This is a genomic window from uncultured Shewanella sp. (assembly GCF_947501665.1).
Taxonomy (GTDB): domain Bacteria; phylum Pseudomonadota; class Gammaproteobacteria; order Enterobacterales; family Shewanellaceae; genus Shewanella.
This window is the reverse complement of record NZ_CANMWS010000022.1, coordinates 32524-50544: the sequence shown is the minus strand read 5'-3', so window position 1 is coordinate 50544 and position 18021 is coordinate 32524. Positions and strand designations below refer to the sequence as shown.

Below are 18021 nucleotides of genomic sequence, written 5' to 3'. Positions count from 1 at the left end.
GAATAACAATCGCGCAGATTTATACCCCAGAGCGCTAAAAAATACAAGTCAATACATGATTATATTATTGAATACAAATATAAAGACAGAACATGAATATTTAGCCCGCATGTCTGTCTTTTATTTCAAAACGGAGACTAAAAACTGAGATGCTTATTCACCGCTCCGGCTAACTCATCAGGGTTAAACTTAGCAATAAAGTCATTTGCGCCAACTTTTTGTACCATCGCCTGATTAAACACACCACTTAATGAAGTATGCAAAACGACCTTAATATCCTTCAATTTGGGATCGTCTCGAATTTCTGCTGTCAAGGTATACCCATCCATTTCAGGCATTTCAATATCAGAGATAATCAATGGGATTTCATTCGCAACATTATCCATATCAACTGCTATGGCTTTGAGTTTATTCAGCGCTTCTTTTCCATCTTTTGCGGTATCGATTTGTAAATCTAATGCCGATAAAGCTCTAATAATTTGCTTACGGGCAACAGAAGAATCATCAATCACCATAATATGATAATGTCTATCTCTGTCGATGGTCAGTTGCTCATCCAGTTCTTTACTAATATTGGTATTAGCTGGAGACACTTCATCGAGAATTTTTTCAACATCTAAAATTTCAACCAATTCACTTTCTATTTCTGTTACGGCTGTCAGATAAGAATAACGCCCTGTCCCTTGAGGCGGAGGCATAATACTTTCCCAATTCATATTAATGATCCGCTCAACAGAACGTACCAAGAAACCTTGAACGCTACGATTGTACTCTGAGATAATGATGAAGCATCCAGTGGTATCTTCAATTGGGCGGCCGCCCGTCGCAGCACTTAAATCAATCACAGAAATCGTCACGCCACGAATATGTGCCACGCCACGAATATTATTGTTTAATTTAGGTAAGCTGGTTAATTTGGGGCACTGTAGTACTTCTTTTACTTTAAAAACGTTGATGCCAAACCTTTGCCTACCATTTAGTTTAAACAACAACAACTCTAATCGATTTTGCCCCACTAATTGGGTGCGTTTATTTACAGAGTCAAGAATACGTGACATTGAAGTAAACCTTATTCTTATGAACCTATGCTCAACTTAACATCGCTAAGTTTAAGCCTCATCATGCAAACAAGTGCATGGAAAACTATCATAAACCCCTACATGACACATATGAAAAGGCATATTAATTGCTTAAATACCATTATTATTGCAAACCATAAACATGTCTTTTTAGTTCGTCAAAATAATGGCGCGTTCAAATACTGACTTAAAATATAACTAATGCATTGATTATGAAAGTTAAATATTGTATCTATCTTCTTTTTCTATTACTACCAAAATTCGCTATTGCAGAGGATATCGCTAGCATACCTACTATATCGGCGCTATCTAACATAGCTATAGCGGCAATCAAGAAAAAAATTGTTGTACCTGATGAGGCAAAAGTGAAGATCACCCCACAAAAGCTTCATTCTGCTCAATATATTCCCTCTTGTTTAGGTCCTATCAAGGCAAAACTTGCGAGCAATAGACAGATAAAACGTAATAATACCGTTAAGATCACCTGTGATAGCCCGGAGCTTGATTACCCATGGCAACTTTTCTTGAGTGTTAGAGTGGATGTGTTATTTCCCGTCATTATCAGTCAGCGCTTATTAGGCGCAGATCATATTATTGAAAATACCGATGTGGGCATTGCCTATCTTGAGAAAAGTCAATTACGTGGGAAACAACAAAATGAACTCTCCGCAGTCATTGGCGCTAAAGTCAAACGCCGTATTCCAGCCAATACGCCACTATTTGATAACCACTTCTGCCTCATCTGTGAAGGTGATATTGTCACTATTATTGCGCGCACTGCCAACCTCAGCATTAAAACTCAAGGACAAGCCCTAAATGAAGGAAATATCGGTGATAATATCCAAATAAGTAATGCTCACACACAGAAAACATTTAATGCTGTCGTCACTGGTGTCGGTCAAGTCCAAGTCAGGCTTTGATCAATCAATGATAAAATGTAAAATAGCCCTAAAGCTATATTCTAGCGGGCCGATAACCTCAGTATCGTGATAGCTCCTTTATTGACTTGGAATAAAAAATGGCAATTGATATTAAGTCCACCCTGAGCAACAGCAATACTCTGTCGCCATTATCTGGCCCTCAAAACACAGATCCTAAGGCACAAACATTAGCCCAACACCCACGAACGGTGTCCAGTGACTCAGTTTCTATCACTCCACAAGCACAGCAAGTTCAAGGGGCTCAATCGAGCCTTGCTCAATTACCAGAAATGGATATGGAAAAAGTTGCAGCCATCAAACTCGCCATCAGTGAAGGGCATTATAAAGTTGACCCTGAAAAATTGGCGAATAACATTGCCAATTTAGAAAGTGAGTTTGCACAAAAATTGAATGACATATAATTGAAGAGATATTGAGATGGAAGACTTACACTCACAGCTTCACTTGCAACAAGACATGTTAGTTCAACTTCAAACGCTATTGACTCAAGAAAAAGAAGCTGTCATTCATAAAAAAGCGGACCTATTACTGAGCCTTTGTAACGAAAAAGCAGCCTTATTGGCGAAAATTAAACATCATGATAAAATGATGGCTCGCCATCCCAATATCGCTTTATTGCTCAACGAGCCAAGTTTAGAGAAACAATTGCAGCACACTCAAGCATTATTGACACAATGCCAACAACTTAATAGTGAAAATGCCAGTATTGTTGCTTTTAATCAAGCGAGCCTCAATCGTTTCTCTCAAGCATTACAAGTTAGCCGTAACGCTGCAAGTTTAACCTATAATGAGAAAGGGAAAACATCCACAGCATCTTCTTTAGGTAATAACATTAAAGTCTAACCTTATCTAATACATGCCTTGATAACTTCCCTCTTCAGCTATTTATCCTCTCATTGAGTCATTAACGCTTCAATGCAATACGCAGGCTGTTAGCGACATCAAAAAAACTCAATATCTCTCTCGATTACACGTGTTGAATGAAGCTCAATATCATGTGCTACATCCCCCTGAACTGGGCTAGTAGCGGACGTTGTTCCTGATGTCAATGTTGGTTGCTTTTGTACTTTTTTAGTGGCTTCTTGCTGTGACAAACCAAATTCAAATGGCATCCAACCTGCCAGTTCATTATCACTGAAAAAGGCTTGCGCCGAAGACACTAATCTTCGACTGTCAATATTCAATAATCGTACATTCAAAATCACTCCCTCAGATGTTACGCTCATTGTCGACACTAAGGCATGATCCACCATCAAAGAAGCAGGTAATTGTTTCCAATCACGGCTCAACATAAAATCTCCCGTTGGCGTAATTTGAATGTTATGACTCATATTCGCATCAATCACTGTAAACTGTCTTTGCTGCAACCCCGTCATTAAACTGTCTTGTAATGCTAAGCCTAAAGGATTAGTTTGAGTCAATTCATTTAAAAAAACAGGTGTGGTTACCACAATGAGTTGTGTCTCGAATAAACCTTGATTAAACTGTACTAAATCATCCAATATTCTCGACGACACATAAGCTAACGCTTGAAAGCCAGTGAGCGTTTGTTGAGTGCCTTTCACTGCCTTCATTTGCTGTGAATTCCCCATATTAACTGAGCCTTTTTCGGTAAAAGCCTCTCCCTCATTGGCACTACAGCCTACTAATATTATTGATATTCCGTAAATAGCTATACACAATAGTTGTTTACATTGGCGCAGCCAACCTTGTTTGCCTGAATAAAAAAATTTCAGCATGAAAATAAATCCACATTCATAAAATAAATACAAGAGTTCATACTCCTGTCTGAAAAATCGTCTGCCACGGGATATAACCCTGCTATAGTGATATCGGCTTAAATCTTGATTACTTTAATGCTTCGTTATGTTCATCCTGACATCTTGTCCATCAGTACGGCATGTATATTGCTTACTCTATTAAAGAATAAGCAGACTTGCGTCTTGCACCAAAAACCTTGGCAATAAAACAGACTCAAAGATCCCCAAAATATAGAGGTAGCTACTTGAACATTAAGCGCATCCCATTCATTATTACTGGCCTATTGAGTTTGATATATCACACTCATGGCTTAGCGCAGCAGCCCTCCTCTACACAGTGTGCCTCTCATATCAAAGCCAGCATTTTATTACCACAAGCTCAAATGCAAGACAGAAGTCAGCTGCGCTACGGACAATTAGGGCATTTTGAGCAGCATTTTTCAAATCGGTTAACCCAAGTTCTGAATCGTAACCTACAAAGTGCCTTTGTGCTGGCATTCTCAAATGAGCGTCTGGATTTTTCCCCCTCGCTTTCCCCGACTCAGAGTACTCGTATTCCTGATTGGTTAAACAAAATCACTAATAGCCAATATTTACTGATCCCCAGTATTGAAAATATGGCCACAGAAAAAGAGCGTTATATTTTTGGCTTATGGGAAACCTCCCCTGAGCGGCAATTTGTTCTTAATCTACGTCTATATCATGGCGTGAGCGGACAACTCATTTGGCAAAAACGCTATGACAGTTCCGCAGAATGGGAGTTTAGCCTAACCACTCATGTCGACTCGGCAAGTCAAGACTTTTGGCAGAGTGACTATGGCCAAAATATTGACATACTATTATCTCAAATTAGCCAAGATCTTGATGTCACTTTGCAATGCCGTCCTGTTATTGGACAAATTATTGCTCGTTATGGCAATCAAATACTCATTAACTTAGGAAGGCGTAGTGGGGTTAAAGTCGGTGATCGTTTTCGCCTGGCAGTACAAAACCCACTTCAGGACCGCATTAATATTGCCCGGATCACCGCCGTTGACACTTCAATACAAATCGATATTGATCAAGTTAGCGAAAATAATGCTCGTGCCCATTTATCCCCACAAGATGCAATGCGCAACATTCAAATAAACGATCTTATTATCAAATAAAGGCTGCAAAAATAATCTTGAACGTCTAATATTCAAGCAGTTAAATTTAAAGCCTTTTCATCGCAAAAAAAATCAGTATAATCATTGGCGTCTCCCTATAGCTCAACAGGATAGAGCAGTCGCCTCCTAAGCGATCGATCGGGGTTCGAGTCCCTGTGGGGAGACCAGTTGTTCTCTTATCGATAAGTGCCGTTTATCGATAAATGACAATGTTAACATCTCATTTTTTACTGTCAGGTTTGCCTCTTTAATTGAAGTACTCTTTCTATTTATCTTTCTTATCTCACCAGTCCAAACACTCGATCTGTTATTCTATTCAGCCTTATTGATATTCCGTTGCCTATAGTGGACTTAAATCCAATAATCGCGCAATATCATTGCAGCCTTGCGGGCGCAAAATCAGAATATCAAGCTGACTGTTAGATAGGGGTTTCATTGTAAAGTACTTCCATCCTGGACGGATAGCAGGGAATGGTTATGAAGTTGTACGTCATAAAATCTACCAACTCTACCAACATAGCCTCCAAGTATTTAATTAGCTGATTGTCAGTTATAACGTCGTTGTTATCGATTAGCTGCCGCAGGCTATGTGCAAACTCGTTTGTGACACGGCGCAAGTGTCTGAACTACATGGATAGTGGTAGATGCCTTAAAATGTCGGGAACATTTTTGGCCCTATAGCGTCGGCCGTGACATCCTTGTCACTGACGGTCACAACCATGTTTACAGGAGGTTTAAAAGCAATGGATTGCTTGAAAACGAGAAGCAAGCTGGTGTCACATTAACTCAGCTCTCGAATCAACTTAATAATCAATAACTGTTTATCACCTTCTTAAATCAATGCTTAACTGGCAGGTTCAATAAGCCGCATTTGCCACTCATAGGCTTTTTCTACCACATTTGAAATAAGTGCCAATATTTCATCACTGTCATTTTCAATATATGAAAATGCATTATAAACGCTGATCTCTTCGCTTTCAGGGAACACGCCGACGCCCACTCCACCACGAAAAGGCTCCATGGCTTGACGAGAAAATGCCATAAAAAACGCCTTATCACACTCATGCTTCATTGATGCACTGGTGGTAACGGACAAAAACACTGTGTGACTTTGTTCCTCTACATTTAATGTTAACATCAACTCTTCACCAGAAACGGCAAATATACAATGATAACTCTGGGTTTCATCAAGTCTAAATTCATCCATGCCTAACGCATGAAGTGCATGGATTAACGCTTGCATAGTCGCAATACCTCATGTAGCAAAACAAAAACCATTATCACGCTTTCACCCCTTGCCAAAGCGCCATTCTCTCTTTATCTCCACTCCCTATAGAAAAAATAGTCGGCGTCTTAACTTTCTGATAATCTGCCCGAGGGACGATAATTTCACCTTGTTTAAATGTATCTTGCTGCTTTCTTTGTTCCATTTCTTTAGTCGCTATTTCTCTATTTTTAGCCAATTGGTATAATGATGCCGCCGTTTTATTACAATTTGATTCATACTTTCCTCTTGGAAAGCGAGCATATTGCACATCATTTTGTATTAACGGTGCCAACTGCCCCATAGTTAAATCTTGTGGCCTTTTTCGAAATTGCTCAGTGGCTTTACCAATACCCAGTTTCTCATACTTAAACTCTTGGGAAATACGCTGCTCTCTTATGATGTCTTGTAAACTTGTGATCGATATATCCAATTTAGACTTAATCACTTTATGTAAATTGAACAGCTTCTCGTCACGTACCATCACACCAGAACTTGAAAATGGTGTGCTAAAGTTCATTTTCATTCCCATCGATTTGCGATAGATTGAAACCAATTTTTTATAATGAATAACCTCAGGGGCATTTTTTTGAAAAGCTCTTAATGTTACATTGACATCAATGTTCTCATTAGGGTTTAATTTTTTTTCTTGCTTAATCACATCCAAAATAAAATATTCTACATATTGATATTCTGAACCTTTCAATTGCTTAATCGCTGCTTTAGTTTGCTCAGGGATCCCCTTGTTTTTCATCACCGCTTCGATAAAGGCTTTATTAACCTTTATTTTTGACAACATGATATCTGAAGATAGCTGAAAGACTTTACCTGTACCATCGGTATGAGATACACCTGCTTTTAATAATGTTGCTCTGCTTTTTTTGCCACTTCAAAGCGCTCATTATTATATTCTTTAAGCGCGGTTTCTCTTAGGCTCATTCGCTCACTCTCAGATGCCTCACGCCCTTTACTATCGACAAACGCTGTTATTTTCCTTTGTAAAATAGCATCTACTTTAGGATGAGCCTTATATTTAGCATAAGTGCATTCAATAAACTGCTAGCTATCCAGCGGTTTAATCTGTGCCTCATTCCCTGTTCTACCGGCCACCAAAAAACCATGGGTTGGAAACAAGGAACTTTGAAAAAAGGTGTTTGTACTGGCAAAGTACACTGGTGGCTTTTCTACTCGGTGCGTTAATTGCGAGCTTCTCTTGTAATGCTTGGCTGTCAATTACTCTTTAATGCTGTGTCTCTATTGATTGGCTTTGCATTTGAGCTGACATTTTAACTGCCCCGTGATGCGTTAACCCCAAAAAATCTTTAATATTGGCAATAAGGCCTATTCGCTTTAAACATAACTGCTCGTCTTGAGAAACAACTTTATACTCTTTAGCCCATAAGCCTTCTCCAAATTACACTACAACATCTGCCCCCTTACTATATGCTTGAGTAATTTTATTGATATGACCCAAATTTAACTGGCCTAATTGCTCTGATTTAAAATTTAAATTCATGTATTTTTCTATGTCACATTTTAATCGTTACTCATTAACTTTATTCTATCTACATGAAACTTACCTTCTCTATCAGAAAATGCATAAGTTAACTGTTTTACCCAAAAAATAGACTAAAGAATAATCATTCCTGTAAAAAATTGCCGTTCCATTAGTTATTCACTAATCTTATAAACATCCAAATAAACATCCAACACAAAAATACACAAAAGTCTTTGTATCATGGCCATATGCATATGTGTGAGTCGTTAGCCATCTTGCTTTCCCCTTATCTAGTAAGGATCAATAATGACAAACAGGGATTTTGTAGCTTTACCTATCGTTATACTGCTCTTTTTTTTAACTATGACTCTCTTTTCCACAACGATCTTCGCCCAAGATACACAGCCTTTAACGACCCAAGAGCAATTACAGCAATTAAAAGCCGAAATGGTATCGATGCAGCAAGAATACCAGCAACAAATGGCCAAAATAGCCGAACAACTTAGTGCACTAGAAAAAAGTGCCTTACTGGAAACAGAGCAAGGGCAGCAAGTCAACCCCGTAAACACCTTAGCAAAAGATCATCAAGACAGTAAACGCTTTACTGATCATAACAAGCCACAACATGCAAACTCAAACATTCAAGAATATGATGAAAATATGACTCAGGAAGCAAACCAGTCTTCCGCTTATGCCGATAAATTAACCTCGGTTGAACACTTTATTTATGGCGGATACTTTCGATCCGGTTACGGCATTAATAAGCTCAGTAATACCATGACAGCATTTCAAAACCCTGACGCCCCCACAAAATACCGCTTAGGCAATGAGGCAGAAACTTACGGCGAGTTAATTTTAGGCTATAACAGCACGATATTAGACGAGCCGATTGACCCCTACTGGGAAGCACAAGTCCGTTTAGCTTATTTATATTCTCCTCCTTCCGCAGCGCCTTATCGAAGCGATGTTAATCATGTTTATATCGCTGAATCTTTTGTTTCTGGCGCCAATATGTTTACATCAAACCCTGACGCAACGGTATGGGGAGGCCAACGTTTTTATCGGCTTGATGAATCCCTACTGAATGACTTTTATTTTCTCGACATGAGTGGTGTTGGCGCTGGAGCTGAAAATATCGCACTAGGTACCGCCGCTAAGCTCAATATCGCCTTTATTGGCGGGCCAGATATTCCAGCCGATTCGACATCGGATTACTTAGGCAGCAATAATGGCATTTTGTCCAAAAATAATCTTGATATTCAAATTCATGATATTCCAATGGGCAATACACACAGTATGATCTGGTTAAATGCTTCTTACGATCGTGGCGGTACCGCTACTTCTTATAATTCCATCAATGGCGATACCTATTCTTACCAAACTAAAGCAGCATCAGGTTTTGGGGTGGGTTTTTTTAATTTTAACGACCATTTTTTTGGAGGGGAAAATACATTCGCAGCCATGTATGGTATCGGTACTAGCTCAAACTTTAAAGCCGGAACCGATCAACTCACATTATCAGGTGAAAATGTAAACCCAAGCATTTACGATTTAAATAAAGCCCATAGCGTTCGAATATTAGATTTTTTCACAATACCCTTTACGCCAAAATGGACCTTAATTACAGTGGGGATCTTTCAACATGATAGAAACGGTAATGTGGATCCCACTTATGGCAGCATTCGTAATTGGTATTCATTTGGGATGAGACCCACTTATATGTTTGATGATATCTTTGGCTTACAATTTGAACTTGGTGTGGATTATGTCAGCTCAGATCAACTCAGAACGTCAACAAGAGACGGGGTGCTAACAAAATTGACCATTGATCCTTTCATGCAATTAGGCCTAAATACTCAACTTCGCAGCTATATCACCTTTGCCGCTTGGTCTAAAGACTATGAAGTCGATAACGTAGGTGGAAATGCCTATTCAAATGACACATCGGGCTTTAATGCTGGGGTACAAATTACTACCTCGTGGTAAGCTACATTTCAAAATATATACCCATGATAATATGAAAAACTCACCCTATGATAAAAACATATTTACGGATCGCACTATTACTTTACTTAGCTTGTTTTTACGCTTTAATACCAATTTGATTAAATAGGCGGTCATTCAGCGACAAGTCAAAAATACGATAGACAAGGCGGGGACTTGAAGCTAATAGTTATTCTCGGCCTGGGTTCAAACGTCGCCCTACCTTCCCCATCCTTGAGGTCGTATATCTAAAGTCACTAACGCAGTGTAGCGAGTTTTGAAACCCGCACTAGGTGAGCCCTTCATAGCAAAAGGGGTCAATATCTTCGCAGGACGTAACGAAAATGTTGACGCTATTGTCAGTTACTGGCCAAACAAGTTAGATAGATTACAAAAGCAATACGCATACTTTGCGAAACGCTATAGGGATAACCCTTATGTATGGTTCGAAACCACAAATGAACCTGAAACCTCTGGCAGTTTAACCGCATCGCCCAAAAAAGAAGCTCAACATTGGTTAAATTTAAATAAAACTCTCATTCAAACGATTCGAGAAACAGGCAATATCAATCCTATTCTGATCCAAGGATGGTGCTGGGGCCAAGTGCCTGTGACTGGTCCAGTGCCAAAGTACCAGTAAAAAGCAGTGCCATTTTATCCCTAGGACAATCACTACTGGACTCAAATGTGGATCCTTTAAATAATTTGATTTTCAGCCAGCATATTTATGAACAATGGAATCATAATAGCCAAGATAAATTATTTCATTTTCAAGGCACAGTTCTTGACACAAACAAAGCCTTAATCGTCACGGAATACGGGGCAGAAAATGCATCTATCTCAACCAGCAAAGCAACAAAAGCCATGTTCCAATCGGTCAATAAATTGGGCATTGGTCGTTTTGTTTGGATCTGGAGCGCCGATGATAATAATAATCTCACTATCAGCCCAAAAGGTCACGGCGTTGATATCAATGATTGCCAGCAGCTAACCAACCTCACCCCATTAGGCAAACAAGTCTGGGATGATAACCATTAAACGTCATTCCCCACTTCCATTAAACCAATCTCCCCTCAATAAGGCATACAGTGATAAGTCATGGTAATTGCCTTTCCAATAACTGTGCTGCCTAAGCACACCTTCTTTGAAAAACCCCAGTTTATTCAACACTGCTTCTGACGCCCTATTTCCTTGCATTACATAAGCCTCAATACGATTTACTCGGTGCAGACACGTTTTTGATAATAGAAAATCAATCACTTCCTTTAACGCTTCACTGGCAATCCCCTTACCCCATGCCCCTTGGCATAGCTCGTAACCAATGACAGCCACATATCTATCATGCTCAAAATGATTCACCCCACAACCACCAAGGTACTCAAGTGACACTTTCCTACTTCAAATTCATCCCATAACGATGTAATAACCAATCATTCTCCTGATAAATTTCAATAAAGTGCATACCTAACTTACGCAAAATATTAATAGAGGCGGTATTGTCTGCAACAACATCCCCAACCACATAGTCAAGCGTCATATGCGCTTTAGCGTATTCAATACACGCTTTATTGGCTTCAGTGGCTAACCCTTTTCCCCAAAAATCAGGGTGCAGCCGATAGCCAATATCAACTTCATTAATCCGTGTTTCATTTTTAAACCCACAAAAGCCAATGACTTTTCCCGTTTCTTTGAGTACCACGGCCCAGCGACCAAAACCAATGGTTTGATACTCTTTCAGCCAAATATTAGTGATAATATTTTTGGCATCCTCTAAGCTTTCACACATGCCCGCATCACCTGTGTATAAATTCACCTCTTTCGGGGCATTAAAATCATAGACTGCTTGCACATCATCAAGGGTAAACTCTCGAATGATTAATCTGGTCGTTTGAGTGATTATTGTCATTTTTAGACGTCTCTATTCACGTTTTCTGTATTGGGTTTTATCTTATATAGAATTAACAAAGCAAAACAGATACAGTTCAGCACAATAAAACCCAATACAGATTGAGGCACTGTTCGATGCAGTCTTCTTTAGCTTATTATCAAGGAAAAACCAATACCTGACTTTAAATACCGCAATATTATTGATGATATTATTGAAAAAATTGAAAAAAAACAGCTAACCGGCAAGCATCATTCGGTTCGCTCATTAGCAAAAGAACAAGGTGTTGGCGTATCAACCGTTGTGCAAGCCTATTATGAACTCGAAAGACTGGGATGGATTGAAGCACAACCTAAGGTTGGTTATTTTGTTATTAGCAAAAAATGTACTGCCCAGCCTAATTACGGCAAAGCAATACACTATATTCAAACGGATCTCAGCCTAGACAAAGCGGTACAGTTTTCCTTTAACGATCCTAATATTTTACCTTTGTCTTGCACAGCTCCCAGCAGTGTTATTGACAATGAACTGCTACTCAATCGGCTACAAAAAAAAGCCTTAAAAAATCGACCCTATAAATTACTAATGCAAGACCCCGTTGAAGGCTTGTATGCACTTAGGCATGAAATTACCCGTCACTTATCTCAATCACAGCAACAATTTGCTCCAGAGCAAATACTCATCACCAATGGCCGTAAAGATTGCTTACTTATCGCCTTAATCGCCACTCAATCCTTAAATGGCACAATTGCAGTAGAATCCCCTACCTCTTTTTACTTTCACTCTATTTTAAAACAATTAAATGCGAATATCATTGAAGTTCCCATCCAAGGTAATTATCAAGAGGAGCTTGAACTACTCTCTAAAGCACATCAATTACAACCTTTTAAGACATATTTAATCAATCCAAATTTTGCCGATCCTACTGGGCGAGTCTTGACCAATAAAAATAAACAAGCCTTAATTCAATGGGCTGAAAACCATAACGTGACGATTATCGAGTACGATAGAGGTGAACTTCACTTTGGCACTAGCAGACCTTGTAGTATCGCCAGCCTAGTTAAATCAAGCTCCCCATGCCGCGTGATAACAATGAGTGATTTTTATGATACGATTTCACCCTCGATTAGCTTAGGTTACTTAATTTGCACCAATACCTTAGAGGCTTGTTTATTTTCAAAACAGGTAATCACTGAAGAACCCAATATCAACTTGCAATATATGATGATTGAATTGATGCAAACAAAGCAATATGGCCAATTAATGCGTCAATTGCATACAGGTTTAAAAACAAGTTATACGACTGCCTTAAATTTACTCTTACCTGCTTTTAGTCAGATAAAAAGCGATGATTTTTATTATAGCCAAGTAGAAGGCGGTCCCTGCATATGGATAAAGTTACCCGATCATTTGAGCAGCGAGGTGTTATGGGAAAAAGCCATTTCAGCTCAGCTTTCTATTGCGCCTGGGGACATGTTTTCCTTCAATCAAGATTATTCTCAATATTTTAGAATAACCTTTGCACTGCCTTGGAATGAACAAATGGCGACAGGTATCAAACGTCTTGGCGAGCTGATTTTAGCTTACGTTCAATCCCATCAAACATGATATTTGATGGGCTTCTCTCTAAAGCGTCAATACAAGATCACCACTGAATAGGCGCTAATAGCTTATCAACTTGAATATCATCTTCAAGCAATAAGGTTTTAACGATTTTATTATGCTCATCGAGTAAAATAAATCGCGGAATACCCGCACTGGCAAATTGGCGATAAAGACTTCTACCTTTATCTGCGACTAAAGAAAAAGGTAGCTGATAATCCAGAGCAAACTGGCTCAATGAGGCAATACTTTCCTCACGACCAATACCAATAATGTCAATGGTATCATCATGAATTAAAGCCGATTGAACCAATGCTTTCATTGCCCGCTGGGAATCTGGACACCAAGTTGCAAATAATATTAGTATCTTCTTATGCTTAGATTGCATTAAGTCAATATGTCGCCCTTGAATATCAATAAATTGATTTACAGGTACACTTTGTCCCACTTTCACATACGTTTGGTATTTCGCAGCTTCATTAACGGGTAACGATGCATCTTGGCTCACATGCCCTTGATGATGGCTACACCCTGCTACTAACAGTGACATCACTATGCCTCCTGTCACCAATGCTAATTTCACTTTATTCATTACGATATCCTTCTCTCATTACTTTTTAGTGACCCTCATTCAATCCGCGTCCTCATTTTAAAAGTGAATTTCCATAAGACAAAATACACTTATTCAATTTATCGAGTCTGATAACCTTTTCAGCAAAGACCATATCAATATTCAAACATTAATCAATACTGAATAAACGAGTTACACCATGCACAAAAAAGTCATTATAATCAATCATAAAAAACTTTACTCTATATAGGGCCTGTTGCTCTTTGGTGATAACGTCTGTAATCGTTTGTGAAGGCTTTATATTAGGCAGCGTTTTGATAAACATCGTTTAACCACAGAAATTAAACGCTCTTGGATAACAAACAAACTTGCTATGACTTTTTGAACTTGGTACTTTAGGAGAGAAAAGGAATTTATGAAAATCGTTACATCCAATACTCAATACATAAAGTTTAGGTGTATTAAAAAAGGAGTTTACTATGACAAAAAATATCATCGCTGCTCTATTAATATTCTTCTCACCTCTTGCCTGGTCACAACAATCTATTAGCTTGGAGCCCGCAACAAAATGGCTCTCTATTATTGATACTGGCGCCTACGCAGAAAGTTGGCAACAAGCTGCTCCACTCTTTAAAACACAACTCACGCAACAACGCTGGGTAGAAACACTGGAAGGTATCCGTGCCCCGCTTGGCCAAGTCATTTCACGTTCAGCGTTCAGTTCTGGCAGTTACTCTTCATTGCCTGGTGCACCCGACGGTGAATATATGGTTTTGCAATACCAAACGCAATTTCAACATAAAGCCACTTCAACAGAAATATTAACCTTAAGTAAAAAAAGTGGCCAATGGCTTACTGTGGGCTACTTTATTAAATAAGAATCAATGGTATGACTCATTATAAATAGTAAGGTAAGCTTTTTAAAAGCTTACCTTACTCAACCTAGCCCCAAAAAGTGATATTATTTAAAAGGCAAATCTATGCAATGGATAATTGATTATCCATATTCATTTTTATCATTTTTCTTATGTATCAGCCTTATCGCTGTAATCATCAAACTTTCTTCTTCAACTTCTCTTCAATATACACAACGAAAAGCCCTATTCACTCCTGCTGAAAAAGCATTTTTCACAGTATTATTCAGCGCTATTCAAGCTCCTGCTTTCAATGAAAAGTATCTATTATTTAGCAAAGTTCGTATTGCTGATGTACTCACTCCAAGAAACAACTTGAATAGACAACAATGGCAAATTGCTTTTAATAAAATCTCAGCTAAACACTTTGATTTTGTGTTATGAGATAAAAATACATTCTCAGTAATTGCCGTCATTGAACTGGATGATAAAAGCCACCGACGAAAAAAAGCACAAGCACGAGATAAATTGGTTAACAATGCATGCTCATCAGCTGGTTTAACTCTTGTCCGCTTTAAGGCTAAGAAAAGCTATAATATAAATGAGATAATTAATACTATTCAGTCAAGCCTTAACACTTAGTTATAATCACTGCCCGCTAATACTCTATTTCGATATTCCCCTTGGCTATTAACCTCACTCTCATCAAACGTCGCACATTCAATACCATACCCAGCCCATAACACAAAAGCATCAATAAACCCTGCTGAAATGCTATATTGTGCGTATTCATCAAAATCTGGATCATGATAAGATTTAAAATAATGGTTATTAATATAGTCTGCTGTCGTATCTAACTTCCCTAATCCATTGAAGCCTTGTACATTTTGCGCATAATTCATCAACGACACAGGCGTAAACAAAATGGGTGGCGTCCATTGAGGCAGTGTAGGGTGCCCACCATTTGCAAAACTGGGTTGAGCAACAACGGTGCAATAAAAATAACTCGGGTGGTTACTTGTGGTATCAGCACTCAACATTAAACGAAATGAAGTCTCTGGAACGGAGGAGTTCGCATTTAAACATCCCATAATTGGGAAAGCGGCCATTAATGATGCAAGCATTAAAATAAATAAGCTACCTTTCATTTTATTCTCTATTGACTATTAAAATAAGATTAATAAAAGCATAGACCAAATAAAACCATTCATTATTTTCAGCCTTTAATTAAACATCAATGATTAATAATACATTAAGACTGAGGTCATTAAGTTTAAACTTATTAAAGACGCCCTATACTCTGTACATATTGATAAAAATAAAAGGGGATTCAATATATTATATTACACTCATTCTTCTCACTATATTCACAAGTTTACTATCCAAACATATCGATGCTAAGGAACAATATTTATCTCAAGCCGATAATTTACCCCCTAAAAAACAAAATATATCTGGTATTTTCAAAGCAAAAACTCCCCATACATTAAACAAAAATGAATATGCAGATTTCAACATTATTTTAGGTCAAGCAACAGATACTAGCATTACAGTAAACCTGCTTGTTAATGAAAACAGCCTTATCTATTGTGAATACGGCCTCGACCAAAATAACCAATTTAGTCACACCGAACAACTCACTGCCACAGCTTCTCAACCCATCGCCCTATTACTGTCGAACTTATCAAAAAACACACAATATTATTACCGTATAATACAGCAAATAGATGGAGCAGAAATACATTATGGCAGTATTCATAGCTTTTATACTCAAAGAGAGAAAAGCCAAACATTTAGCTTTGGTGTTCAAGAAGACTCACACCCTGAAAGAGCAAAAACATTATATCATTCAGAATTGTATAAATTAAATATTGCAAATATTGCCTTCAATAAACCTGATTTATTTTTTATGCTAGGAGATGATTTCAGTATCGAAAGTTTAATTGCAGATAACTCCATCAGCCAAGAAAAAGTCAATCACGTTTATGCCAGTCAACGGGATTATCTTCAAGGTGCAATGCACAGTACTGCTTTATACCTTATCAACGGTAATCATGAACAAGCCGCTCGGTATATCTATGAAGGAAACTTCGATTATAATGAACATTATTCTAATTTAGCTTATTCCCCCATTTATGCAGCTAATGCACGAAGTCAATATTACGCATTACCGTCACCCAGTGAATTTTATTCAGGCGACCACACTCAATTAGAGAGTATTGGTTTACTTAAGGATTATTATGCTTGGGAGTGGGGAGATGCCTTATTTGTTACCTTAGACCCCTACTGGCACTCAGCTGTTGCCGTCGACTCAGGTATTCCACCACTATATGAAAAAAGTCATGATATATGGGAAATCAGTATGGGGGATGAACAATATCACTGGCTAAACAATACACTAAAGAACAGTACTGCAAAATATAAATTTGTTTTTGCACATCATATCAATGGGCGTGGCGCAGCCAGTATCCTACATAACGCTGAATGGGGAGGATATGATAAAAATGCCAAGCACTTTAAATTTAATGAATATCGTCCCAATTGGGAACTTCCCATTCACCAATTGATGGTGCAAAAAAATGTGACTATTTTCTTTCATGGACATGATCATGTATTTTCAAAAGAAGTCGTCGATGATGTGATCTATCAAAGTTTACCCAGTCCAGCAGATAACAGTGAAGATAGCTGACTCAAATATGCTCATTACTATGCTCCTGAATCGATAGCTTTACCCCATGCAGAATACAACCCTAATATGAGTGTTATTTTACCGCCATCTGGACATATCAATGTCACCGTTTCAACTGACAAGGTTACAGTGGATTATATTGCATCAGTATTACCAGAGGATGGAACCAGCAACTTAAAAAATGGCGATATTATTTATCGCTATGACATTAATGAAAAACCATAAAATACGATCATTCGGCACGACACAAGGTAAAATTTAATATAATCAAAAAACGGCAAATGACTTGCCGTTTTTTGGTTAATAATTACAAAGGTAAAGAACTGCAACCTTCTTCAGCAATACTGGCTTTAAGGCTGGCTTTAGTATCAAACACACTTTGGGTATTTGCATTTGCTGTGTTTCGGTCTTTACAAGCAAAGAATTCTGTAAAATCTGCTGTTGAGCATGTTTCAAGAGGGTATGCAGCTGCAAACGCGATTTTATCTTGAGCTGGAGTGGAATTAATAACATTATTACACGCTAATTGCCAAGAGATAACTGTACCATTGGCAGCAAAATAATCCGCTCGCTCTTGTGATATAAAGTTTAATTGATCACTGGTTAATGCAAAAGCCGATGCAGATAAAACTGATGTTACAATTAACACACTCGCTATAATAAATTTTTTCATATCTCAATACCTATGATTAAAAACAGGCATCAATCTACCTTTTATACTTTTGTATAAGCATCAGGTGTTCACCT

General features: G+C 38.2%; 20 protein-coding genes, 1 tRNA gene and 1 pseudogene. 13 read left to right on the top strand and 9 right to left on the bottom strand.

What is annotated here, in order from left to right; translation table 11 throughout:
- Positions 1-137: 137 nt before the first annotated feature.
- Positions 138-1058: a chemotaxis protein CheV gene (locus Q0976_RS16975; protein WP_299495058.1), complete on the bottom strand. Its 921-nt coding sequence runs from the start codon at positions 1056-1058 to the stop codon at positions 138-140.
- Between the two features lie 233 nt (positions 1059-1291).
- Here Q0976_RS16975 and flgA point away from each other — a divergent pair, with 233 nt between their 5' ends.
- From flgA to Q0976_RS16960, 3 genes are all read left to right on the top strand, one after another.
- Positions 1292-1999, top strand: coding sequence for a flagellar basal body P-ring formation chaperone FlgA (gene flgA / locus Q0976_RS16970; protein WP_299495057.1), 708 nt, complete (start codon positions 1292-1294; stop codon positions 1997-1999).
- A 98-nt stretch (positions 2000-2097) separates the two neighbouring features.
- Positions 2098-2421 carry a flagellar biosynthesis anti-sigma factor FlgM gene (flgM, locus tag Q0976_RS16965; protein WP_299495056.1) on the top strand — a complete coding sequence of 108 codons (324 nt, stop codon included), beginning with the start codon at positions 2098-2100 and terminating at the stop codon, positions 2419-2421.
- 16 nt (positions 2422-2437) lie between these two features.
- The gene (locus Q0976_RS16960) at positions 2438-2863 is read left to right on the top strand and encodes a flagella synthesis protein FlgN (RefSeq protein WP_299495055.1); all 426 of its coding nucleotides are present in this window, start codon (positions 2438-2440) and stop codon (positions 2861-2863) included.
- Positions 2864-2961: 98 nt separating this feature from the next.
- Here Q0976_RS16960 and Q0976_RS16955 read toward each other — a convergent pair whose 3' ends face one another.
- Positions 2962-3759, bottom strand: coding sequence for a FlgO family outer membrane protein (locus Q0976_RS16955; protein ID WP_299495054.1), 798 nt, complete (start codon positions 3757-3759; stop codon positions 2962-2964).
- 266 nt (positions 3760-4025) lie between these two features.
- Between Q0976_RS16955 and Q0976_RS16950 the strand changes: the two genes are divergently transcribed.
- Entirely contained in the window at positions 4026-4928 is a 903-nt protein-coding gene (locus Q0976_RS16950) for a flagella assembly protein FlgT middle domain-containing protein (RefSeq protein ID WP_299495053.1), read from the top strand.
- A gap of 91 nt (positions 4929-5019) precedes the next feature.
- Positions 5020-5095 (top strand) — tRNA-Arg (locus Q0976_RS16945).
- Between the two features lie 677 nt (positions 5096-5772).
- On the opposite strand, the gene Q0976_RS16940 is transcribed toward Q0976_RS16945, so the two are convergent.
- Together Q0976_RS16940 and Q0976_RS16935 are read right to left on the bottom strand one after the other, a co-directional pair.
- A complete protein-coding gene (locus tag Q0976_RS16940; protein ID WP_299495052.1) occupies positions 5773-6171 on the bottom strand; it encodes a CesT family type III secretion system chaperone in 399 nt (132 codons plus the stop codon).
- 37 nt (positions 6172-6208) lie between these two features.
- The gene (locus tag Q0976_RS16935; RefSeq protein WP_299495051.1) at positions 6209-6991 is read right to left on the bottom strand and encodes a hypothetical protein; all 783 of its coding nucleotides are present in this window, start codon (positions 6989-6991) and stop codon (positions 6209-6211) included.
- A 1005-nt stretch (positions 6992-7996) separates the two neighbouring features.
- Between Q0976_RS16935 and Q0976_RS16930 the strand changes: the two genes are divergently transcribed.
- From Q0976_RS16930 to Q0976_RS16920, 3 genes are all read left to right on the top strand, one after another.
- Positions 7997-9676 carry a carbohydrate porin gene (locus Q0976_RS16930; RefSeq protein WP_299495050.1) on the top strand — a complete coding sequence of 560 codons (1680 nt, stop codon included), beginning with the start codon at positions 7997-7999 and terminating at the stop codon, positions 9674-9676.
- A 274-nt stretch (positions 9677-9950) separates the two neighbouring features.
- Entirely contained in the window at positions 9951-10313 is a 363-nt protein-coding gene (locus Q0976_RS16925; protein ID WP_299495049.1) for a cellulase family glycosylhydrolase, read from the top strand.
- Entirely contained in the window at positions 10262-10711 is a 450-nt protein-coding gene (locus Q0976_RS16920; protein ID WP_299495048.1) for a cellulase family glycosylhydrolase, read from the top strand. Before Q0976_RS16925 ends, Q0976_RS16920 begins: the two co-directional genes overlap by 52 nt.
- 3 nt (positions 10712-10714) lie before the next feature.
- On the opposite strand, the gene Q0976_RS16915 is transcribed toward Q0976_RS16920, so the two are convergent.
- Together Q0976_RS16915 and Q0976_RS16910 are read right to left on the bottom strand one after the other, a co-directional pair.
- Positions 10715-11062 carry a GNAT family protein gene (locus Q0976_RS16915; protein ID WP_299495047.1) on the bottom strand — a complete coding sequence of 116 codons (348 nt, stop codon included), beginning with the start codon at positions 11060-11062 and terminating at the stop codon, positions 10715-10717.
- A gap of 4 nt (positions 11063-11066) precedes the next feature.
- Positions 11067-11579, bottom strand: coding sequence for a GNAT family N-acetyltransferase (locus tag Q0976_RS16910; RefSeq protein ID WP_299495046.1), 513 nt, complete (start codon positions 11577-11579; stop codon positions 11067-11069).
- A gap of 135 nt (positions 11580-11714) precedes the next feature.
- On the opposite strand from Q0976_RS16910, the gene Q0976_RS16905 reads away from it, so the two are divergent.
- Positions 11715-13166, top strand: coding sequence for a PLP-dependent aminotransferase family protein (locus Q0976_RS16905; RefSeq protein ID WP_366525081.1), 1452 nt, complete (start codon positions 11715-11717; stop codon positions 13164-13166).
- 37 nt (positions 13167-13203) lie between these two features.
- Here Q0976_RS16905 and Q0976_RS16900 read toward each other — a convergent pair whose 3' ends face one another.
- Positions 13204-13752, bottom strand: coding sequence for a TlpA disulfide reductase family protein (locus Q0976_RS16900; RefSeq protein ID WP_299495045.1), 549 nt, complete (start codon positions 13750-13752; stop codon positions 13204-13206).
- A 458-nt stretch (positions 13753-14210) separates the two neighbouring features.
- On the opposite strand from Q0976_RS16900, the gene Q0976_RS16895 reads away from it, so the two are divergent.
- Entirely contained in the window at positions 14211-14609 is a 399-nt protein-coding gene (locus Q0976_RS16895; protein ID WP_299495044.1) for a DUF4019 domain-containing protein, read from the top strand.
- A 102-nt stretch (positions 14610-14711) separates the two neighbouring features.
- Positions 14712-15227: pseudogene (locus Q0976_RS16890) on the top strand (DUF2726 domain-containing protein).
- Here Q0976_RS16890 and Q0976_RS16885 read toward each other — a convergent pair.
- Positions 15224-15733: a hypothetical protein gene (locus Q0976_RS16885; RefSeq protein WP_299495043.1), complete on the bottom strand. Its 510-nt coding sequence runs from the start codon at positions 15731-15733 to the stop codon at positions 15224-15226. The pseudogene Q0976_RS16890 and the gene Q0976_RS16885 sit on opposite strands and share 4 nt — an antisense overlap.
- Positions 15734-15894: 161 nt before the next feature.
- Between Q0976_RS16885 and Q0976_RS16880 the strand changes: the two genes are divergently transcribed.
- Positions 15895-17274 (top strand): metallophosphoesterase, encoded by a 1380-nt coding sequence (locus tag Q0976_RS16880; protein WP_299495042.1) that lies wholly within the window; start codon positions 15895-15897, stop codon positions 17272-17274.
- Between the two features lie 66 nt (positions 17275-17340).
- Positions 17341-17499 carry a hypothetical protein gene (locus tag Q0976_RS16875; protein ID WP_299495041.1) on the top strand — a complete coding sequence of 53 codons (159 nt, stop codon included), beginning with the start codon at positions 17341-17343 and terminating at the stop codon, positions 17497-17499.
- A gap of 82 nt (positions 17500-17581) precedes the next feature.
- Here the strand turns inward: Q0976_RS16875 and Q0976_RS16870 are convergent, their stop codons facing one another.
- Positions 17582-17947: a hypothetical protein gene (locus tag Q0976_RS16870; RefSeq protein ID WP_299495040.1), complete on the bottom strand. Its 366-nt coding sequence runs from the start codon at positions 17945-17947 to the stop codon at positions 17582-17584.
- Positions 17948-18021 lie beyond the last annotated feature (74 nt).